Annotated in this window: 20 protein-coding genes and 5 tRNA genes; 24 read left to right on the forward strand and 1 reads right to left on the reverse strand. The window is 33.3% G+C overall.

Features of this window, described 5'->3' with window-relative positions:
• Window positions 1-58: 58 nt before the first annotated feature.
• The gene (locus ACFS5M_RS10685; protein WP_183488761.1) at window positions 59-1366 is read left to right on the forward strand and encodes a YCF48-related protein; all 1308 of its coding nucleotides are present in this window, start codon (window positions 59-61) and stop codon (window positions 1364-1366) included.
• A gap of 16 nt (window positions 1367-1382) precedes the next feature.
• Here ACFS5M_RS10685 and ACFS5M_RS10690 read toward each other — a convergent pair whose 3' ends face one another.
• On the reverse strand, window positions 1383-3428 hold the full coding sequence (locus ACFS5M_RS10690; protein ID WP_183488758.1) for a TIR domain-containing protein: 2046 nt from the start codon (window positions 3426-3428) through the stop codon (window positions 1383-1385).
• Window positions 3429-3547: 119 nt separating this feature from the next.
• On the opposite strand from ACFS5M_RS10690, the gene ACFS5M_RS10695 reads away from it, so the two are divergent.
• The 23 genes from ACFS5M_RS10695 (at window position 3548) to rpoB (ending at window position 22246) form a co-directional block, all read left to right on the forward strand.
• A complete protein-coding gene (locus ACFS5M_RS10695) occupies window positions 3548-4819 on the forward strand; it encodes a DUF2851 family protein (protein WP_183488755.1) in 1272 nt (423 codons plus the stop codon).
• 9 nt (window positions 4820-4828) lie between these two features.
• Window positions 4829-5056 carry a PspC domain-containing protein gene (locus tag ACFS5M_RS10700; protein WP_183488752.1) on the forward strand — a complete coding sequence of 76 codons (228 nt, stop codon included), beginning with the start codon at window positions 4829-4831 and terminating at the stop codon, window positions 5054-5056.
• Between the two features lie 15 nt (window positions 5057-5071).
• Window positions 5072-6085 carry a potassium channel family protein gene (locus tag ACFS5M_RS10705; RefSeq protein ID WP_183488749.1) on the forward strand — a complete coding sequence of 338 codons (1014 nt, stop codon included), beginning with the start codon at window positions 5072-5074 and terminating at the stop codon, window positions 6083-6085.
• Between the two features lie 93 nt (window positions 6086-6178).
• Window positions 6179-7807, forward strand: coding sequence for an alanine/glycine:cation symporter family protein (locus tag ACFS5M_RS10710; protein WP_183488746.1), 1629 nt, complete (start codon window positions 6179-6181; stop codon window positions 7805-7807).
• 37 nt (window positions 7808-7844) lie between these two features.
• Window positions 7845-8729 (forward strand): ComEA family DNA-binding protein, encoded by an 885-nt coding sequence (locus ACFS5M_RS10715; RefSeq protein WP_183488743.1) that lies wholly within the window; start codon window positions 7845-7847, stop codon window positions 8727-8729.
• A 13-nt stretch (window positions 8730-8742) separates the two neighbouring features.
• The gene (locus ACFS5M_RS10720; RefSeq protein WP_183488740.1) at window positions 8743-9912 is read left to right on the forward strand and encodes an acyl-CoA dehydrogenase family protein; all 1170 of its coding nucleotides are present in this window, start codon (window positions 8743-8745) and stop codon (window positions 9910-9912) included.
• 259 nt (window positions 9913-10171) lie between these two features.
• Window positions 10172-11596 (forward strand): carboxypeptidase-like regulatory domain-containing protein, encoded by a 1425-nt coding sequence (locus ACFS5M_RS10725; protein ID WP_183488737.1) that lies wholly within the window; start codon window positions 10172-10174, stop codon window positions 11594-11596.
• 221 nt (window positions 11597-11817) lie between these two features.
• On the forward strand, window positions 11818-12012 hold the full coding sequence (rpsU, locus tag ACFS5M_RS10730; protein WP_183488734.1) for a 30S ribosomal protein S21: 195 nt from the start codon (window positions 11818-11820) through the stop codon (window positions 12010-12012).
• Window positions 12013-12124: 112 nt separating this feature from the next.
• Window positions 12125-13015 (forward strand): tyrosine-type recombinase/integrase, encoded by an 891-nt coding sequence (locus ACFS5M_RS10735; protein WP_183488732.1) that lies wholly within the window; start codon window positions 12125-12127, stop codon window positions 13013-13015.
• Window positions 13016-13051: 36 nt separating this feature from the next.
• A complete protein-coding gene (gene hpf / locus ACFS5M_RS10740; RefSeq protein WP_183488730.1) occupies window positions 13052-13354 on the forward strand; it encodes a ribosome hibernation-promoting factor, HPF/YfiA family in 303 nt (100 codons plus the stop codon).
• Window positions 13355-13456: 102 nt separating this feature from the next.
• Window positions 13457-13530 (forward strand) — tRNA-Thr (locus tag ACFS5M_RS10745).
• A 35-nt stretch (window positions 13531-13565) separates the two neighbouring features.
• Window positions 13566-13648, forward strand: a tRNA-Tyr gene (locus ACFS5M_RS10750).
• A 77-nt stretch (window positions 13649-13725) separates the two neighbouring features.
• Window positions 13726-13798: transfer RNA gene (locus ACFS5M_RS10755), tRNA-Gly, on the forward strand.
• Between the two features lie 9 nt (window positions 13799-13807).
• Window positions 13808-13879 (forward strand) — tRNA-Thr (locus ACFS5M_RS10760).
• 64 nt (window positions 13880-13943) lie between these two features.
• Window positions 13944-15131, forward strand: coding sequence for an elongation factor Tu (gene tuf, locus ACFS5M_RS10765; RefSeq protein WP_183488728.1), 1188 nt, complete (start codon window positions 13944-13946; stop codon window positions 15129-15131).
• 62 nt (window positions 15132-15193) lie between these two features.
• Window positions 15194-15266, forward strand: a tRNA-Trp gene (locus tag ACFS5M_RS10770).
• 80 nt (window positions 15267-15346) lie between these two features.
• Entirely contained in the window at window positions 15347-15544 is a 198-nt protein-coding gene (gene secE / locus ACFS5M_RS10775) for a preprotein translocase subunit SecE (protein ID WP_183488726.1), read from the forward strand.
• A gap of 11 nt (window positions 15545-15555) precedes the next feature.
• Window positions 15556-16110, forward strand: a complete 555-nt coding sequence (gene nusG, locus ACFS5M_RS10780; RefSeq protein ID WP_183488724.1) for a transcription termination/antitermination protein NusG — start codon at window positions 15556-15558, stop codon at window positions 16108-16110.
• A 70-nt stretch (window positions 16111-16180) separates the two neighbouring features.
• Window positions 16181-16618 carry a 50S ribosomal protein L11 gene (rplK, locus tag ACFS5M_RS10785; RefSeq protein WP_183488722.1) on the forward strand — a complete coding sequence of 146 codons (438 nt, stop codon included), beginning with the start codon at window positions 16181-16183 and terminating at the stop codon, window positions 16616-16618.
• A 19-nt stretch (window positions 16619-16637) separates the two neighbouring features.
• On the forward strand, window positions 16638-17327 hold the full coding sequence (rplA, locus tag ACFS5M_RS10790; protein ID WP_183488720.1) for a 50S ribosomal protein L1: 690 nt from the start codon (window positions 16638-16640) through the stop codon (window positions 17325-17327).
• A 19-nt stretch (window positions 17328-17346) separates the two neighbouring features.
• Window positions 17347-17868: a 50S ribosomal protein L10 gene (rplJ, locus tag ACFS5M_RS10795; RefSeq protein WP_183488717.1), complete on the forward strand. Its 522-nt coding sequence runs from the start codon at window positions 17347-17349 to the stop codon at window positions 17866-17868.
• Window positions 17869-17931: 63 nt separating this feature from the next.
• Window positions 17932-18309 (forward strand): 50S ribosomal protein L7/L12, encoded by a 378-nt coding sequence (gene rplL, locus ACFS5M_RS10800; protein ID WP_183488714.1) that lies wholly within the window; start codon window positions 17932-17934, stop codon window positions 18307-18309.
• Between the two features lie 124 nt (window positions 18310-18433).
• Window positions 18434-22246 (forward strand): DNA-directed RNA polymerase subunit beta, encoded by a 3813-nt coding sequence (gene rpoB, locus ACFS5M_RS10805; protein WP_183488925.1) that lies wholly within the window; start codon window positions 18434-18436, stop codon window positions 22244-22246.
• The last annotated feature ends 15 nt before the right edge of the window (window positions 22247-22261 follow it).

Raw genomic sequence — 22261 nt, forward strand, 5'->3', positions numbered from 1 at the left:
TACAATTTCAAAGTTTTATAAGACAGTATTTTTGGAGTTCATCTCAAATTTTTATCACATGAAGTTCATTAAAAAATATCTTGTCTTAATAATTGTAGTGTTTAGTTTTTTTTCACAATTTGGACTAGCCCAAGAATGGCAAACTTTAAATGTAAACACACTTGGCTGGCGTTTTGAAGACATGCAATTTGTAGATCCAGACATTGGTTGGGTAGTAGATGGTGGCGGACAAATATTAAAAACAATTGATGGTGGCGAAAATTGGACACAGCAGTATTATAATTCAGATCGTTATTTTAGAAGTGTAGAATTTTATGATGATCAGATTGGTTATGCAGGTACTTTGGCAAATGGTAATCCTGCAGCAACACTTTTAAGAACAACAGATGGAGGTGCAAATTGGGAAGACATTTCTTCAAATTTTCCAGTAGATGTTGTTGGTATTTGTGGAATGCATGCTGTAAATGAAAACACCATATTTGTTACAGGTGTGTTTTATGGGAATGCTTATATAATAAAGTCTGTAAATCAAGGAAATTCATGGAGTTATATAGATATGGGAAGCTTGTGTAATGGCTTGGTAGATATATTTTTTAAAGATGAAAATATAGGTTTTGCTGTAGGGCAGAGTGCTCAAGGTACTGGTTTAAAATCAATAATTGTGGGCACGACCAATGGAGGCGAGACATGGTCGCAATTAGCAATAGGTGCGCATAACAACCAACGTGCATGGAAACTTCAAATGATTAGTGAAGATATTATATATGCATCTGTAGAAGAATTTGAACCAACACCACAGTATTTTAAATCTATTGATGGAGGACAAACTTGGAATCTTGAAACTGTAATTACAGATAACGATTCAGGAACCATGCAAGGCATAGGCTTTTTAAATGAAGATATTGGTTGGGTTGGTGGTTTTGGTTTATTGTTTTATGAAACATTAGATGGAGGTGCTACTTGGGAATACCAACCAACAATTGGTTCTAGCTTTAACCGATTTCAACGCGTTAATGATACACTAATGTACACCTCAGGAGTAAATGTTTATAAATATGTAGATCCATCTTTATTAAGTGTAGATGAATTTGAGATTGTCAGTCCAAAAGGTCATGAAATCACTATTCTAGGCTCTAATGTTGTTGATGAACATGCACAAATACATTTAAATTTAATCAATAACACTTATTGTGAAATCAGCGTCTATAACATGCAAGGTCAACGTGTTCAAACGCTTGTTGAAGGTCGAAGAGTAGCAGGAGAACATACAATACCTTGGGATGCTTCAGCATTAGCGTCTGGAAATTATTTTCTTGCTCTTTATACCTATCATGGTTATGAATCGATTCGTGTGGTTGTGAAATAGTGATTAATTATCTTAATTAATAATCATCAGGTATCATATATTTTTCTTTTTCTTCTTTTGTGAAAGGATCAAGGGTTCCAAATTTTGAGCTATCATTTATTCGCTTTAGAATTAATTCAGGATCTAAGAGGTATATATACTTTGAAGCAAACAAATATTTTGAGTCATTGCTAAATGCAGTTACAAGCAAGTCTATTCGATCTGGATTTGCGGGAAAATCATACGTGATTAAACGTTCTGTTTTAGAATTAAATAATCCATTGCTTGTTGCAATATATCGATTGTTAGCTGATGTATTTTCCTCTGATGCGTCTTTAGTATTATTAAATTGATCTTTAACATTGTTAAATATAGCATATACGTCTTCTATATCATTATCAACAACACGATGAAATTCTATAGTGTCGTTCTGACCTGTAAACCATATATGACCTTCATTAAAACGAGTTGCTCCGAGTCCAAATGAGGTGTTGTATACAGTAGGGTATTCATCCATTTGAATATAAGACTTATTCGTGTTAGTTAACCATTTGCGTTTAAAAGAGTTACTTTGGCTATATAAGGTTTGACCTAATGAATCAAAGGCAAGTAGGTTAATAGCTTCAGATTTATGACCATTTAAAATCCAGCGATCTTGTATGTCAAAAAAACTATCATACAATTGATATAATTCAATCTCACCATTAGAAGAACCTATAGCTGCCATTTGACCATCAGGAGAAATTTGTAAAGCGGTTATATTAGATTTATTTGTGATTACTTTTGCTTCATAAGTGTCATATAAATCATTATAAAACCCTATAGTCGTTTCTTGAGCTCCATAACCACTTATTATAAATTTGTTTCCATTTTTATTAAATCGAATTTCTGTTGTGTTAGGAAAAAAAGTTGATCCTGTAGCTAAAAGCTTTCCATTTAATTTGTAAATATTGATAATGTTTTGTTCACGATAATTGCCAATCGGGACTCTGTCTAGTTTTTCAATTATGAATTTTCCATTAGAAGACAAACTATATTCATTAGGAGGTCGTTGGTCTCTTTTAATGGTGATTTTTTTACTTTCATTTTCAATTAGTAGGTCACCTTCATTACTATAAGAAATTTTAACATCTTTAAATTCATGAAGTATAGGTTTCATGAAAGTAGTGTCCTTTTTCAATTCAAAATTATCATGTGAAACATAAAAATGACTGGTACCATTAAAAGCCGTTATCAACTGATCTTCATAAGATTCTAAATTCATTGAATCTGATTTAGCAAATGTATAAGCCATTACTGCTAATTTTACTGATAATGTTGGATCTATTGAAAGATTAGCTTTAGAATCTGATAAATAACTTTTAGCAAGAGCACGATTAGCATGATGTAGAGCTTCCTTTTTTTGTCGCTTGGCTTCAATGGTTTGTTCTATTGCCTCTTTCTTCTGTTCGTTCGCATAAAACCCAGCAGCTCCTACAGTTATAAGTAGTGCGGATAATACAGCAATAGCACCATTACGAATACGAAGCGTTTTTTTATGTTGCTTCATATTTTCACCCATCATGTCGCCAACAGATCTTCCATGAATGGTCGCGGCTAAAAGTACAGTTTTAGTTTTGAAATCGGGATACTCTAACCCTAACTCAGCATTATTATGATTCCGGAAATCAACATAGAGAGGTTCATTCTTAAAAACACCAGAGAGGTTATCTGGTATAGCAGTGGTTTTATTCCAATCAAAATCCGAAGTAGATTCATCCCAAGCGAGTTCTCCATCAGTAAGAACGACTAAAAAATTATTGATGTTTTTATTGGCTTTCCAAAATTCGACTTCCTTTTTACACCATCTTGATTGTGCCGCTTTAGGTGAGGCCAAAAAGATAAAATACTCAGAATGATGAAGCCCTTCTTCTATCTTTCCCCATAAATCTGGAGAAGCAGACAAATCATTGGCGTCTCGAAATACATGAAGTGCGCGTAGCTTAAATAATGGTTTTGCAAACTTTTCTAATGCTGTTTCTAAATGCGGAGCTAGGTCTGAATCTTGTGTATGACTATAAGAAATAAAGGCGTTGTATTTCATCTTTTGATGGTTTAAACAATAATGCAATTACATTCTAAAAACTCGTAATGGTTTAGTACAGAGTGGTCTAAGTTATAAGTTTATTATTGTTTTATCAATTTTTATTTTATTTTCGTCTTATGAGAGAAAATTTTCTACATTACATTTGGAAGTATAAAAAAATTGATTTAAGAAGGTTATTCACTACAAATAAAGAACTTGTTCGAATTGTTTCTGTTGGTGAACATAACCACAATTCTGGACCTGATTTTTTTAATGCGCAATTGTATATAGACGAACAGCTTTGGGCTGGAAATGTTGAAATTCATTTAAAGTCTAGCGATTGGTATTTGCATCATCATGAGCAAGACAAAAATTATGATAATGTTATACTGCATGTGGTCTGGCAGCATGATTCTGAGGTCTTTAGAAAAGATAATACCTCTATTCCTACATTAGAATTGCAAAACAATATAAATAAAAAGGCCTTACAGAATTACCAAAAACTATTTAGTAAACAACAAAAGTGGATTAATTGTGAAAATGATATTAAAGGAGTTCATGATTTTATTATAAATAATTGGTTGGAACGCTTATATTTTGAACGTCTAGAAAGAAAATACCTTGAGGTTGAAGACTTACTTAAAGCGTCTAAAAATAATTGGGAAGCTGTACTTTTTAAAATGCTGGCTAAGAATTTCGGACTTAAAGTGAATAGCGATGCCTTTTTAAGTATCGCAAACTCATTCGATTTTAAAATTTTACAAAAAATACAACCTAAGCTGTTAAGTTTAGAAGCTTTGTTTTTTGGACAAGCTGAATTGTTACAGGCCAATGTTGAAGATGCCTATTATAAAAAGCTTCAAAGAGAATATCTGTATTTAAAACAAAAGTTTTCTTTAACAAATTCATCTGTGGTGCCTTTACAGTTTTTTAGATTACGTCCAACTAATTTTCCAACAATACGCCTGTCACAACTTGCAATATTGTATCATCAACAATCCAATTTGTTTTCCAAAATCATAAAAGTAAAAACTGTAGATGAATTATATGTCATATTTAATGTAGCTGCATCTGCTTATTGGGAAACTCATTATACTTTTAACAAAGCCTCTAAATATTCTAAAAAACAAATCACAAAATCGTTTGTAGATTTACTCATTATTAACACCATAATGCCTCTACAGTTTAGTTATATAAAACATCAAGGAAAACCTATTGAAGATTTTTCATGGGCATTAATCCAGCAAATAGCATCAGAAAAAAATAACATTGTAGCAAAATATAATCAGTTGGGTTTGGTTTCTAAAACTGCATTGAATAGCCAAGCACTGCTTCAGCTTAAAACAGAATATTGTAATAAAAACAAATGTTTACAATGTGCTATTGGGAATACATTATTAAATAGCTAAATTGCAAGCATGAATATTTTTTATAAAATACTCTTGTATTTCCAAAAGCATGGATATTATGTATGTCAGCGTATTGCAGATCGATTAGGAATGCGTGCAAAAGTGGTAAGAACTTCTTTTATTTATGTGACTTTTGTAACTTTAGGTTTTGGTTTTGCGCTATACTTGTTTCTCGCATTTTGGATGAGAATAAAAGATAAAATATATACAAAACGCAGCTCAGTTTTTGACTTGTAATTTACAATTAGCCCAATGATTAAGTTTTTTAGAAACAAAATATATACAGCAATAGGCCTTTTGATAGTTTTATTGTTAATAGGCGTTGTAGGCTTTAAAATGATGTCAGACTATTCATGGATTGACGCACTGTATATGACAGTGATAACGATTACTACTGTAGGTTATGGTGAAGTACATCCTTTAGATCCAACGGCTAAATTGTTTACGATATTTCTAATTTTAACTAGTGTCGTTGTTGTTGGTTATGCCTTATCTGTCATTACAGAATATATTTTAAGTAAAAGTAATTTGGAAGAATTAAAACAAAAGAAAATGCAAAAAAAGATTGAAGCTCTAAGTAACCATATCATTATCTGTGGTTATGGAAGAAATGGAAAACAGGCAGCAACAAAACTAATTGCTCACAATAAACCTTTTGTTGTTATAGAAAGAGATAAAGATATTATCGATAAGTTTGAAAGTGATTTGGTTCCATTTGTTCATGGGAATGCGAATGAAGATGACGTGTTGGGTTTGGCTGGAATAGATCGCGCTACAACTTTAATTTCAGCATTGCCAAATGATGCAGATAATTTATTTGTAGTATTATCTGCTAGACAGATTAATAAAGAAATGAAAATTATTAGTAGAGCCTCTCAAGAAACTTCTTATAAAAAATTAAAACTAGCTGGCGCAAATAACGTTATTCTTCCAGATAAAATTGGAGGAGATCATATGGCGTCACTTGTTGTTGTGCCAGATTTAATAGAGTTTATTGATAACTTAGCTATTGTTGGAAAATCAAATATTAATATTGAAGAAATTGCCGTAGATAAGCTCTATAATACAAACCAAAGTATAAAAACCATAAAAGACTTAGACTTAAGAAGAAAATCAGGATGTTCAGTGATTGGTTATAAAGATGGTAAAGGCGATTACATTGTTAATCCCGAAGCAGAACAGAAATTAGAAGCTGGTGCTAAAGTAATTGTTCTTGGAAGACCAGAGCAAATTCAAGAGCTAAATACAGTTTATAACTTGCACTAATTCCTTTATTTTAACAACAGATGCTTTAAAAAATCATTTTTTTTTAGCATCTTGCTAGCTTTAAGCAAAACTTTAACTAACTATAATAATATCATGAAGAAATATCTTCTTTCAATTTTTACTTTAATCTTACCAGTAGTAACCTTTGCTCAAGAGAAAGGTTTAGACGAAAAAATAAACGACGCCTTTATGCCAATAGCAGAATGGTGGGAAGGGTTTATTTTAACTACAGTGCCAATAGGTGAGTATAACATTCCTTTTGTTGTAATACTATTAGTATTAGGAGCTACTTTTTTTACTGTTTATTTCAGTGTTCCAGGCATTACAAAATTCAAGTTGGCAATTAATACAGTTAGAGGTAAGTACGACGAAATTGAAGGTGGTCATTCTTCTGGAGATTCAGAATTAGCCATTGATGGAGATATTAGAGATACTATTAGAGATGAAAGTAAAGAAGGTGAAGTGTCTCACTTCCAAGCCTTAGCAACAGCTGTTTCTGGAACGGTTGGGTTAGGTAATATTGCAGGTGTTGCGGTAGCTATAGCACTTGGTGGACCTGGCGCAACATTTTGGATGATTGTTTGTGGACTTATAGGTATGTCAACAAAATTTGTGGAGTGTACCTTAGGTGTAAAATACAGAGATGTTGGTGAAGATGGAACCGTTTATGGAGGACCAATGTATTATCTGTCAAAAGGATTAAAAGAAAGAGGTTTTGTAGGAATCGGTAAAGTACTCGCTGTTGTTTTTGCGATACTATGTGTTGGTGCATCATTTGGAGGTGGTAATGCTTTTCAATCTAATCAAGCAACAGTACAAATCACCTCTTTATTTGGTTTAGAAGGAGGCTCAATGGGATTTGTAATAGGAATTATCTTAGCTATTTTAGTTGGTATTGTTATTATTGGAGGAATTAAAAGAATCGCTAGTATTACTGAAAAAATCGTGCCTTTTATGGCTGGAATTTATGTGCTTGCAGCTTTAATAATAATTTTTGCAAACATTAGTTATATTGGAGATGCATTCGGATTAATATTCGAAGGTGCCTTTACTCCAATGGCTGGACTAGGTGGTTTAGTTGGTGTCCTTATTGTAGGATTTCAACGTGCTGCTTTTTCTAATGAAGCAGGAGCTGGTTCTGCAGCTATTGCGCATTCAGCAGTTAAAACTAAATATCCAGCATCAGAAGGTGTCGTTGCCTTGTTAGAGCCATTTATTGATACTGTAGTTATTTGTACAATGACTGCACTAGTGATCATCTTTTTTAATATCGATGGGACTAATATGCAAAGTGTATTTCAATATGGTGCTGCAGGAGAATCTTCAAGTAGTGTATTATTAAATGCTGATGGAAGCTCTATTGGAGGTGTAGATTTAACCTCTATGGCTTTTGATTCAGTCATCCCAGGATTCTCTTACATATTAACTATCGCTATTGTGTTATTTGCTTTTTCTACAATGATATCTTGGTCTTATTATGGCTTACAATCATGGAAATATTTATTTGGAAAAGGAAAAATGGCTGATACAGTTTATAAAATTTTATTCTTATTTTTTATTGTCGTTGGTGCTGCTGCTACCTTAGACGCTGTTATTAAGTTTTCTGATGCTATGATATTGGCATTAGTTTTCCCTAATATGATTGGACTATTCTTCTTATTCCCTAAAGTGAGAGAAGAAATGTCTAAATATGTTGCTGCAATAAGAGGCAGTAAAGAATAAAAAATATTTTGTATATTCATCGAATATATTCTATACGATGAGTGCATTAAAATCCCATTTTACGTTTACTATTAAACAGCGAAATGGGATTTTTCTATTATTGACAGTTATCATTAGTCTGCAATGTGCTTATTTTTTTGTTGATTTTTCTTCAGAAGAAATTCCTATCAATCCAAAAGAACTTGCTTTGTTTTATAAAGAAATGGATTCTTTACGTCTGGTTGAAATTGAAAAGCGACAACCAAAAATATATCCTTTTAATCCCAATTTTATTACAGATTATAAAGGCTATACTCTAGGAATGACAAATGAAGAAATAGATCGATTATTAGATTATAGAAAACAAAATCAATGGATTAATTCTACAAAACAATTCCAGCAAGTCACTAAAGTTTCAGATGCTTTATTAAGTAAAATATCACCTTACTTTAAGTTTCCTGATTGGGTGACTAACCCTAAACCCAAAAAAGGTTTAGTCTATACCACCAAATCGTACTCAGATACGCCAAAAACTTTCGAACAAAAAATAGATTTAAATCTAGCAACGGCATCACAATTACAAAATATTTATGGAATTGGTGAGGCATATTCAAAACGCATCATAAAATACAGAAACAAAGTGCAAGGTTTTATTGCAGATGTGCAATTGCAAGAAGTGTACGGTTTATCTTCTGAAGTAATTGAACGAATCCATAAAGAATTTACAGTTAAAACGCCAAAAAAGATAAATAAAATTAATCTAAATACAGCGTCACGAGATGAGTTGGTAAGCATATCATATATTGATTATGAAATAGCACATCATATCATTGAACATAGAACACTAATAGAACAATTCAAATCCTTAGATGAATTAAAAAAAGTAAAAGACTTTCCTATTCATAAAATTGAGATAATTAAATTATATTTGACACTCGAATAAAACTCTAAGCATTATGAACAGTATGTACTTCACAGAAGAGCATCAATTATTTAGACAAAGCCTACAAGATTTCTTAAAAAAGGAAGTGGTTCCTCATATCGATAAATGGGAGAAAACTGGAACTGTCGAACGTTTCATTTGGGAGAAATTTGGTGAAATGGGCTTCTTCGGATTAGCTTATCCAGAAGAATATGGTGGATTAGATTTAGATTTGTTTTATACAGTCATATTTTTAGAAGAACTACAAAAAGTTAATTCTGGTGGTTTTGCAGCAAATATGTGGGCACATGCTTATTTGGCTATGACGCATGTTAATAAAGAAGGTAACCACGAAATCAAACAAAAATATTTAACACCAAGCATTACAGGTGAAAAAATAGGATGCTTGTGCATCACAGAACCCTTTGGAGGTTCAGATGTTGCTGGAATGCGCACAACTGCTGTTAAGCAAGGTGATAATTATGTTATTAATGGTTCTAAAACCTTTATAACTAATGGCGTGTATAGCGACTACTTAGTCGTTGCAGCAAAAACAAATCCAGAACTTGGAAATAAAGGCATTAGTATTTTTATTATGGATAGAGATACACCTGGAATTTCTGCAACCAAACTTGATAAATTAGGTTGGCGTGCTAGTGATACAGCTGAAATCGCTTTCGATAATGTGACCATTCCTGTTGGGAACTTAATGGGAGAAGAAGGTAAAGGCTTTCCTTATATCATGCAACATTTTGCTTTAGAACGTTTAATTATGGGAATTAACGCTCATGCTAGAGCTGACTATGCTTTAGAGTATGCACAACAGTATATGAGTGAGCGTATCGCGTTTGGTCAAACGATTAATAAGTTTCAAGCTTTACGCCATAAGTTTGTAGATCTTTACGCAGATATGGAAATGTGTCGTGAATATAATTATTCAGTAGCTTACAGATTGAATAAAGGCGAGTATGTTGTGAAAGAAGCGACAATTTCAAAATTGCGTTCAACCAAAATGGCAGATGAGGTTGCTTATGGTTGTTTACAGTTCTTAGGAGGCTATGGTTATATGGAAGATTACCCAATGGCACGACTTTTGCGAGATAGCAGACTAGGACCAATAGGTGGTGGCACTAGTGAAATCCTTCGTGAGATTATCGCTAAAATGGTAATCGATAAGAAGGAGTACAAACCAGCTGCTAAGTAAGGATTAACGTTTTAGCGAAAATTGTAAAGCAATTTTCTAAAATGGTAATCGATAAGAAGGAATACAAACCAGCTGCTAAATAAGGATTAGCGTTTTAGCGAAAATTGTAAAGCAATTTTCTAAAATGGTAATCGATAAGAAGGAGTACAAACCAGCTGCTAAGTAAGGATTAACGTTTTAGCGAAAATTGTAAAGCAATTTTCTAAAATGGTAATCGATAAGAAGGAATACAAACCAGCTGCTAAGTAAAAATTAAAATATGGCATTTCAAAAACTAAAACAACTTCTAGTATTCAGTATTTTCTTTTTAGGAGTCATAGGCTATTCGCAAACTGAAATTAAAAATAAAGTTATTGATACTTTAGATGCATTTCCAATCGCTAGTGCTAGTGTATATATTAAAAATACAACTATTGGTACAGTAACTAATATTGATGGAAATTTTGTGCTTCAAGTCCCAAAAGAACATGAAAATGACACGCTTATTGTGTCTTCTATAGGTTACTCTACATATAAAACACCAATAAGTGAAATCGACAATACTCAAGAAATTTATTTAAAAGAAGAAGTAGCGTCATTAGAAGAAGTGGTGCTTATTGCAGAAACAAGACCAAAAACAGGGAACGATATTGTTTTAAAAGCCATCGAAAGGTTAGATCGTAATCTTCCTGATTCTTCATACATTCAAAAAGGATTTCTCAGACATAAAGAGCGTAATAAGCAAGAGTTTAAATGGCTTATTGAAAGTGCTATAACGGTTTACGATTCTGGCTATACTTCAAACAGTTCAGACTATCTAAAAATAAATGTCGATCAAGTTAGAAAGAGTTACGATTTACGTGATGTCGATAGTATTTTTTCTTATGCGGCCTATAAAAATCAAAAATCAAGATATAAACTAAAACCTAAAGATATTAACCGAAGATCGGTAAGTAAAGCTCAACTTGTAAAGGCGATTAGATGGAATGACACTAGAGTAAACGGACTCCAAAATCTATTTCAAGGTAAACTTAATGTATTGCGAAATGTAAAGAATGCGAAAGCACTTTTTGGCGACGATATTTTAGATAAACATCAGTTTGAATTAGATACCATTCTGGTAGATAATGAACGCAAGTTATACAAGATAAAAATTGAAGGAAGTAAAGATTTTGTAGGATTAGACACCAAGGGAATATTTAACGAAGGCTTTGTTGCCAATGGTTGGTTGTACATTTATTACGATAATTATGCCATTAAGAAAATAGAATACGAACTTATAGCAGCTTCAGATGCGCAAAAAGTAAGAAGCAAAAGACTTTTTGATACACAGGTCAATCATAAATTAATTATGACTTATATCGAGTATCAAGACAAAATGTATCCTAATTATATCTATTACGAAACCCCTAAATTGGTAAATGTCGGATTAAAACCAACGGGAAAAATAAGTAAAGAGGAAGAAGAACGCTATAACAAAGAAGAACGGTATTACTATACCATTCAAGAAATTTTATTCTCAGAAATTATACTAGATAAAGCCCAAACTCAAGACGCTCTTATGTCAGAATGGGATCCAGATATTTTTGCTTCAAAACCTTACGATAAAGCTTTTTGGAAAAACTACAATATTTTGTTAGAAAGTGAAGAAGACGAGCAACTTATTGAAGATTTAAGCCGACGAGCCTCTTTGTTTAAAGATTAAGTTTTGGGCAAATGCTACGATGCTTTAGCTCGTAGCACCAGGCTTTCGCAAGTCGCTTTTATTTATTGTAGTTTCAAGAACTTCAACCACAAACATAAAGAGCTCCAACAATTGCTCAATCCTTTTTGCGAAATAAAAAATGTTTATTTTTATTTTAAGAATTTAAATTTCGTTTTATATTTGCATCCTGAAAATTCTAAAAGAGAGGAGGTTAAGACACGATGTTAATAATTCCAGTAAAAGAAGGAGAAAATATAGATAGAGCATTAAAGCGTTACAAGCGTAAGTTTGTTAAAACAACGATTAAAAATCAGTTGCAAGAACGTAAGCAATACACTAAGCCTTCAATAGCTCGAAGAGCACAAATACAGAAAGCGCAATACATTCAGCGTTTAAGAGATTTAGAAAATATCTAATATTTTTTAAAATAAATAATTAAAATGCCTGTTCCTTTTTTTAAACGAGCAGGTTTTTTTTTGCTTCCAATTTAACTTTGTACTTTTAGCTTTTAACTATTTACTCAAAAGCATGCCTTTTAAATCATTTATTGAATATCTCTTATTAGAGAAAAATTATTCTAAGCTTACTGTAAAAGCCTATGAAAATGATTTGAATGATTTCTTAATATTTAATACAGCACAATTTGATCAAAAAGGAATAGAACAAGCAAACTATTCTCAACTTAGAAGTTGGATTGTCTCTATGGTAGAGAGCGACATCTCAAACCGAACGATAAACAGAAAAATTTCAGCCTTAAATTCTTACTATAAATTTTTGCTCAAGACAGGCACTATTCAAAATAATCCATTAGTCAAGCATAAAGCATTAAAAACAAGTAAGAAAATACAAATCCCTTTTTCTGAAACAGAAATAGCTATAGTTCTAGATGAGCTAAATTTTGAAAATGATTTTGAGGGTATTCGCGATAAATTAATAATTGAGCTGTTTTATTCAACAGGGATTAGAAGAATAGAATTAGTAGAACTTAAATTACAAGATCTGGATATTGCTAATAAAACATTAAAAGTACTAGGAAAAAGAAATAAAGAACGGTTTGTACCGTTATTACAATCTGTAATACAAACGATAAGTAACTATCTAAAAGTAAGAAGTGAACTAGAGATTATTCAGAATAATGATTATTTATTTTTAACCAAAAAAGGAGTTAAAATTTACGAAACACTTGTTTACCGAATAATTAATCAGTATTTTAGTTTAGCATCTTCTAAAGTAAAAAAGAGTCCGCATATATTAAGGCACTCATTTGCAACTCATTTGCTTAATCAAGGTGCAGATTTAAATGCTGTAAAAGAATTACTTGGGCATTCTAGTTTAGCTGCAACACAAGTTTATACACATAATAGTATTGCAGAATTAAAAAAGGTGTATTTAAATGCACACCCAAGAAGTAAGAAGTAAAAACAAATATTGTTTAACCACCTAATTAGAAAAAGTATGAAAGTAAACACACAATCAGTCAACTTTAATGCAGATCAAAAATTGATAGACTTTATTCAAAAGAGAATGGATAAATTAGATGTTTATTATGATAAAGTTATAAAATCTGATGTTTATTTAAAGTTAGAAAACACTAGTGATAAAGAAAATAAAATATTTGAAGCACGAGTAAGTGTTCCCGGAGATAGTTTTGTAGTTAAAAAGCAATGTAAAACTTTTGAAGAAGGTACAGATATGGCTGTTGCATCATTAGAAAGACAGTTAAAAAAGCGTAAAGAAAAATTAAGAGCATATTTATAATAAAATTATTCAAAAAATGTTTTGAATAAATAAATAAATATTTACATTTGCAGTCCGTTAGAAATAGCGGGCTTTTTTTATTGCTAAAAAAGTAAGAAAAAAGCCGATGTAGCTCAGCTGGCTAGAGCAGCTGATTTGTAATCAGCAGGTCGTGGGTTCGAGTCCCTCCATCGGCTCAAGTTCTTTAATAGAGTGAAAATATTTATAAATTGGGGAGATACTCAAGCGGCCAACGAGGACAGACTGTAACTCTGTTGTTTTTTAACTTCGCAGGTTCGAATCCTGCTCTCCCCACTTTTTTTAAATCTGCTTTGTAAAACGAGGTGAATTTAAAGAATGAAAATTTATAAATTTTAGGATTTTAAAATATTGCGGGAGTAGCTCAGTTGGTAGAGCGTCAGCCTTCCAAGCTGAATGTCGCCAGTTCGAACCTGGTCTCCCGCTCTTTTTTAAGCCGGTGTAGCTCAGGGGTAGAGCGTTTCCTTGGTAAGGAAGAGGCCACGGGTTCAAATCCCGTCATTGGCTCTTTTTAAAGCAAACATTAATAAATTTGAATACTTAATATAAACTAGATTAAAATAAATTAAACATGGCAAAGGCAACTTTCGATCGTTCAAAACCACATTTAAATATTGGTACAATTGGACACGTAGATCACGGTAAAACAACTTTAACTGCTGCTATTACTAAAGTATTAGCTGATGCAGGTTTATCAGAAGCAAGATCATTTGATCAAATTGATAATGCTCCAGAAGAAAAAGAAAGAGGTATTACAATTAATACTTCACACGTAGAATATGCAACAGCAAATCGTCATTACGCTCACGTTGACTGTCCAGGTCACGCGGATTACGTAAAGAACATGGTGACTGGTGCTGCGCAAATGGATGGAGCTATATTAGTGGTTGCTGCTACAGATGGTCCTATGCCACAAACTCGTGAGCATATCTTATTAGGACGTCAAGTAGGAATTCCTCGTATCGTTGTATTCATGAACAAAGTGGATATGGTTGATGATGAAGAATTACTTGAATTAGTTGACATGGAAATCAGAGATTTATTATCATTCTATGAATATGATGGTGATAATGGACCTGTAATTGCTGGTTCTGCTTTAGGTGCTCTTAATGGAGAGCAAAAATGGGTTGATACAGTGATGGAATTAATGGAAGCTGTTGATGCTTGGATCGAAGAGCCAAAAAGAGAAGTTGATAAAGATTTCTTAATGCCAATTGAAGATGTATTCTCAATTACTGGTCGTGGTACTGTTGCAACTGGTCGTATAGAAACTGGTATTGCTAATACAGGAGATCCTGTTGAAATTATTGGAATGGGAGCTGAAAAGTTAACATCTACAATTACAGGAATTGAAATGTTCCGTCAAATATTAGATAGAGGAGAAGCTGGTGATAATGCAGGTATCTTATTAAGAGGTATTGAAAAATCTCAAATCTCAAGAGGTATGGTAATTTGTAAGCCAGGTTCTGTAACTCCTCATGCTAAGTTTAAAGCTGAGGTTTATATCCTTAAAAAAGAAGAAGGAGGACGTCATACACCATTCCATAATAACTACCGTCCACAGTTTTACGTACGTACAACTGACGTAACAGGAAACATCGCGCTTCCTGATGGAGTTGAAATGGTAATGCCTGGAGATAACTTAACAATTCATGTTGAGTTAATTCAACCTATCGCAATGAATGTTGGTCTTCGTTTCGCAATACGTGAAGGAGGAAGAACAGTTGGTGCTGGGCAGGTAACTGAGATTTTAGACTAAAAAAAGTTTATAAATATAGAGTAAAGGTGTTCCGTTTTGGCGGAATGCCTTGACTTATATTTACGGGTTTAGCTCAGTTGGTAGAGCACTGGTCTCCAAAACCAGGTGTCGGGAGTTCGAGTCTCTCAACCCGTGCAAATAAAAAGCGAGATGAGAAGTTTCTCCTGATTCTAGAACTAGGAAACCTTTTAATCTGTGCAAATAAATACATTATAATGGCAGGAATTGTAAATTATATAAAAGAATCATTTGAAGAACTAAAAAACAATGTGACGTGGCCAGCTTGGCCTGAAGCACAAAGTTTAACTATTCTAGTGGCTGTATTTTCAATTATATTCTCATTAGCAATATGGGGAGTTGATACAGTTTTTAGCAAGGTTATTGGGTACTATTTTAATTTGATTAACGGGTAATTTTTAAATCTATGTCTGAAGGTATTGAAAAGAAATGGTATGTTGTTAGAGCAGTAAGTGGTCAGGAAAACAAAATCAAAGCTTATATCGAGAATGAAATTGCTCGACTAGGTTTACAAGATTATGTCGATCAAGTACTAGTGCCTACAGAAAAAGTGATTCAAATCCGTAACGGGAAAAAAATAAGCAAAGAAAAAGTTTATTTTCCTGGTTATATAATGATTCAAGCTAATTTAAGTGGGGAAATACCACATATTATAAAATCTGTAACAAATGTTATTGGGTTTTTAGGAGAAACTAAAGGAGGAGACCCTGTGCCGTTAAGGCAGTCTGAAGTCAATAGAATGTTAGGTAAGGTCGATGAGTTGGCAGTAGATACAGATGTAAATGTTGCGATTCCGTTCACAAAAGGTGAAACAGTAAAAGTTATTGATGGACCATTTAATGGTTTTGATGGAACTATAGAAAATATAAATGAAGAAAAGCGTAAGCTTGAAGTTATGGTGAAAATATTTGGAAGAAAAACACCATTAGAATTAAGCTATATGCAAGTAGAAAAAGTATAATAATTGTTACATTAAGATAGATGTTGCTTTAGCTTCCAATTAAAGACAACATCGAACTAAATTATTAAAAATGGCAAAAGAGTTAGACAAAGTAGTTAAGTTACAAGTAAGGGGAGGTGCTGCGAATCCGTCGCCACCGGTTGGACCCGCTCTAGGTGCTGCTGGAGTTAATATCATGGAGTTCTGTAAGCAATTTAATGCAAGAACACAAGATAAGCCAGGTAAAGTTTTACCTGTGGTAATTTCTGTTTACAAAGACAAATCATTTGAATTTGTAATCAAAACACCACCAGCTGCAGTGCAATTATTAGAAGCGGCAAAAATCAAGAAGGGTTCGGGAGAACCAAACCGAAAAAAAGTAGCTAAAGTTTCTTGGGATCAGATAAAAACTATTGCAGAAGACAAAATGGTAGATTTAAATGCATTTACAACTGAGTCTGCTATGAGAATGGTTGCTGGTACAGCAAGATCTATGGGAATAACTGTAACAGGAAAATTTCCTAATTAATCTTTAAAAGACATTAAAAATGGCAAGATTAACAAAAAAGAAAAAAGAGGCTTTAGCAAAAATAGAAAACGGTAAAGTTTATTCTATAGCTGAAGCATCAGCTTTAATTAAAGAAATAACTAATGCAAAATTTGATGCATCTGTAGATTTAGCAGTAAGACTTGGAGTAGATCCTCGTAAAGCTAATCAAATGGTAAGAGGTGTAGTGTCTCTTCCGCATGGTACAGGTAAAGATGTTAAAGTTTTAGCACTAGTAACTCCAGACAAAGAAGAAGAAGCTAAAGAAGCTGGAGCAGATTACGTAGGTTTACAAGAATATCTTGATAAAATCAAGAGTGGTTGGACAGACGTAGATGTAATTATTACTATGCCTAGTGTTATGGGTAAATTAGGTCCTTTAGGACGTGTGTTAGGTCCTCGTGGTTTAATGCCTAACCCAAAGACAGGTACAGTAACAATGGATATTGCAAAAGCTGTTAGCGAAGTAAAGGCTGGTAAAATTGACTTTAAAGTTGATAAAACAGGTATTGTACACGCTTCAATTGGAAAAGCATCTTTTAGTGCTGATAAAATTGCAGGTAATGCAAATGAATTATTACAAACAATTATGAAACTTAAACCAACGTCTTCAAAAGGAACTTATGTAAAGAGCATTTTTATGTCAAGCACAATGAGTCCTAGTGTGGCTGTAGATCCAAAAATTGGTTAATTAGTTAAAACTTTATATTATGACAAGAGAAGAAAAATCACAAGTAATTAAAGACTTAACTGCACAATTAGCTGATAATGCAAATATCTATTTAGCAGATATTTCAGGATTAAATGCAGATGCAACTTCAAATTTACGTCGTGCTTGTTATAAAGCAAACGTTCAATTAGCTGTTGTTAAGAACACATTACTTGAGAAGGCTATGGAAGCATCAGATAGAGAATTTGGTGACCTTCCTACAGTTTTAAAAGGAAATACATCTGTGATGTATTCGGAGACTGGAAATGCTCCAGCTAAAGTAATAAAAGCTTTCAGAAAAAAATCAGAAAAACCTCTTTTAAAAGGAGCGTTTATTGAAGAGGCTATTTACATTGGCGATGAGCAATTAGATATGTTAGTTGACATCAAGTCGAAAGAAGAATTAATTGGAGAAATTATTACAATTTTACAATCTCCAGCTAAAAACGTTATTTCAGCGCTTCAATCGAGTGGAGGTAAACTTTCAGGTATCTTAAAAACATTATCTCAAAAAGAGGGATAATTTAAATAGTACGCACTTTTACAATTATATATTAAATTAAAAAATTATTAAAACGATAGACAAATGGCAGATTTAAAAGATTTCGCAGAACAATTAGTTAACCTAACAGTAAAAGAAGTTAATGAGTTAGCTACTATATTAAAAGACGAGTATGGTATTGAGCCTGCTGCTGCAGCTGTTGCTGTTGCTGCTGGTGGTGCTGCTGCTGGTGGAGACGCTGCAGAAGAGCAAACTGAATTCGATGTAATATTAAAAGCAGCTGGTGGTTCTAAATTAGCAGTTGTAAAATTAGTTAAAGAATTAACTGGTTTAGGTTTAAAAGAAGCTAAAGGTTTAGTTGATGAAGCGCCAAGCGCAATCAAAGAAGGAGTTTCTAAAGACGAAGCTGAAGGCTTAAAAACTTCTTTAGAAGAAGCTGGAGCAGAGGTTGAGCTTAAGTAAGCTTAGCAACCAAACAACATAAAGGTTTAGGTCTGGAGTATATGCTCTAAGACCTAGACCATTTTGCGTATATAATCACAACATATACGTGTCACATTTTTTTTAATCAAAATTCCGTCCATTGATGTTAGTAAAACAAGCTGAAAGATTAAATTTCTCATCTATTATCAATAGAACTGAATATCCTGATTTTATGGATATTCAAATAAAATCCTTTCAGGATTTTTTCCAGTTAGAAACAAAATCTGAAGAACGAGGTGATGAAGGTCTATACAATACCTTCATGGAAAACTTCCCAATAACAGACACACGTAATCAATTTGTATTAGAATTTTTAGATTACTTTATTGATCCACCTAGATATACCATTGAAGAATGTATAGAAAGAGGACTTACTTATAGTGTTCCATTAAAAGCAAGGTTAAAGTTATATTGTACAGACCCTGAACATGAAGATTTCGAAACCATTGTTCAAGATGTGTACTTAGGAACGATACCTTACATGACACCTTCTGGTACGTTTTGTATCAATGGTGCAGAACGCGTTGTAGTGTCTCAATTACATCGTTCTCCTGGTGTGTTCTTTGGGCAATCTTTCCATGCCAATGGTACAAAATTATACTCTGCTAGAGTAATTCCTTTTAAAGGCTCTTGGATTGAGTTTGCTACAGATATTAACTCTGTAATGTATGCTTACATTGATAGAAAAAAGAAATTACCTGTAACAACGTTATTTAGAGCTATAGGCTTTGAACGTGATAAAGATATTCTTGAAATTTTTGATTTAGCTGAAGAGGTTAAAGTATCAAAATCTGGCCTAAAGAAAATTTTAGGACGTAAACTTGCTGCTCGTGTATTAAATACATGGCATGAGGATTTTGTGGATGAAGATACAGGTGAAGTTGTATCTATAGAACGTAATGAAATCGTTCTTGATCGTGATACGGTTTTAGATAAAGAAAATATTGAAGAAATCCTTGAAGCTAATGTGAAAACAATTCTTTTACATAAAGAAAGCGCTGAACAAGGTGATTATGCAATTATTCATAATACGCTTCAAAAAGATCCTACTAACTCTGAAAAAGAAGCGGTAGAACATATCTATAGACAACTACGTAATGCTGAGCCGCCAGATGAGGAAACTGCTCGTGGTATTATAGATAAACTTTTCTTTTCTGATCAACGTTACTCTTTAGGAGAAGTTGGTCGTTATAGAATGAATAAAAAATTAGGTTTAGATATTGGAATGGATAAGCAAGTACTTACCAAAGAAGATATCATTACCATTATAAAATATTTAATCGAGCTTATCAATTCTAAAGCTGAAATTGATGATATTGACCACTTATCAAACCGTCGTGTTCGTACAGTAGGAGAACAATTATCTCAACAATTTGGTGTTGGTTTAGCACGTATGGCACGTACAATTCGTGAGCGTATGAATGTACGTGATAACGAAGTATTTACTCCAATTGACTTAATTAATGCGAAGACTTTATCGTCTGTTATTAATTCTTTCTTTGGTACAAATCAGTTGTCTCAATTTATGGATCAAACCAATCCTCTTGCAGAAATTACGCATAAGCGTCGTTTGTCTGCACTAGGACCTGGAGGTTTATCTCGTGAAAGAGCTGGTTTTGAGGTACGTGATGTTCACTATACTCACTACGGAAGACTTTGTCCAATTGAAACTCCTGAAGGACCAAATATTGGTTTAATTTCTTCACTTTCAGTATATGCTAAAGTCAACTCAATGGGATTCATTGAAACACCTTATCGTAAAGTAACTGATGGAGTTGTAGATATTAGTAGCGACCCAATTTATTTAAGTGCTGAAGAAGAGGAAGAGAAAATGATTGCTCAAGCTACGGTAAAAGTAGATGATAAAGGAAAAATTCTTCATGATAAAGTTATTGCTCGTCAAGAAGGAGATTTCCCTGTGGTAGAACCAACAGCTATTCATTATACAGATGTTGCGCCTAACCAAATCTCATCTATTTCTGCTTCATTAATCCCTTTCTTAGAACATGATGATGCCAACCGTGCATTAATGGGATCAAACATGATGCGTCAGGCTGTACCATTATTACGTCCACAAGCTCCTATTGTTGGAACTGGTCTAGAACGTCAAGTGGCTTCTGATTCACGTGTACTTATAAATGCTGAAGGCGATGGTGTTGTACAATATGTTGATGCTAACGAAATTGTTATTAAATATAACAGATCTGATGATGAAGCTAAAGTAAGCTTCGATTCTGATACTAAAACATATCCTTTAACTAAGTTTAGAAAAACAAACCAAGGAACGTCTATTAACCTTAAACCTATTGTAGTTAAAGGTGATAAGATTACTAAAGGGCAAGTTTTATGCGAAGGTTATGCAACTCAAAAAGGTGAACTTGCATTAGGAAGAAATATGAAAGTGGCTTTTATGCCATGGAAAGGATATAACTTTGAGGATGCGATTGTAATCTCTGAAAAAGTAGTTCGTGAAGATATCTTTACATCTATTCATATTGATGAGTATTCTCTTGAAGTTAGAGATACGAAACTTGGTAATGAGGAATTAACGAACGACATTCCAAATGTAAGCGAAGAAGCAACTAAAGATTTAGATGAACATGGAATGATTCGCGTTGGAGCAGAAGTAAAACCTGGCGATATCCTTATTGGAAAAATAACACCAAAGGGAGAAAGTGATCCAACACCTGAAGAAAAATTATTACGTGCTATTTTTGGAGATAAAGCAGGCGATGTTAAAGATGCATCTTTAAAAGCTTCACCTTCATTACATGGTGTCGTTATAGATAAGAAATTATTTTCTAGAGCGATAAAAGATAAACGCAAACGTGCTCAAGATAAAGAGGATATTGCTCAACTTGAAGCTTTATATAACACTAAGTTTGATGATTTACAAGCTGTTTTAGTTGAAAAACTATTCACACTTGTTAACGGAAAAACTGCTCAAGGGATTTTCAATGATTTAGGTGAAGAAGTCCTTCCTAAAGGAAAGAAATTTACGCTTAAAATGTTAAATGCTGTTGACGATTATACACATTTAACGTCTGGTACTTGGACAACTGATGCCAAAACCAATAAGTTAGTTGCAGATTTAATTCACAACTACAAGATTAAAGAAAATGACCTGCAAGGAGCGCTAAGACGTGAGAAATTTACCATTTCTGTTGGAGATGAATTACCTGCAGGAATTATTAAATTAGCTAAAGTTTATATCGCTAAAAAGCGTAAACTTAAAGTGGGTGATAAAATGGCTGGACGTCATGGTAACAAAGGTATTGTTGCTCGTATTGTTCGTCAAGAAGATATGCCTTTCTTAGAAGACGGAACACCTGTTGATATTGTTTTAAATCCACTTGGTGTACCTTCTCGTATGAATATTGGGCAGATTTATGAAACCGTATTAGGTTGGGCTGGTCAAAAATTAAATCGCACCTATGCGACACCAATTTTTGATGGTGCAACACTAGAGCAAATTAACGAGTTTACAGATGAAGCTGGAATCCCAAGATTTGGACACACATATTTATATGATGGTGGAACAGGAGATCGTTTTGATCAACCAGCATCTGTAGGTGTTATCTATATGCTGAAATTAGGACACATGGTCGACGATAAAATGCACGCACGTTCTATAGGACCATACTCATTAATTACGCAACAGCCTCTTGGTGGTAAAGCACAGTTTGGTGGTCAGCGTTTTGGTGAAATGGAAGTTTGGGCTCTTGAAGCTTATGGTGCTTCAGCAACCTTACGTGAAATTTTGACCGTGAAATCTGATGATGTTATTGGTAGAGCAAAAACATACGAAAGTATTGTTAAAGGTGAACCAATGCCTGATCCAGGATTACCTGAATCATTCAATGTATTAATGCATGAATTAAAAGGTTTAGGATTAGATATCAGATTAGAAGAGTAGTTAATTAATTAAATT

The organism is Lacinutrix iliipiscaria (assembly GCF_042686125.1).
GTDB lineage: Bacteria > Bacteroidota > Bacteroidia > Flavobacteriales > Flavobacteriaceae > Oceanihabitans > Oceanihabitans iliipiscarium.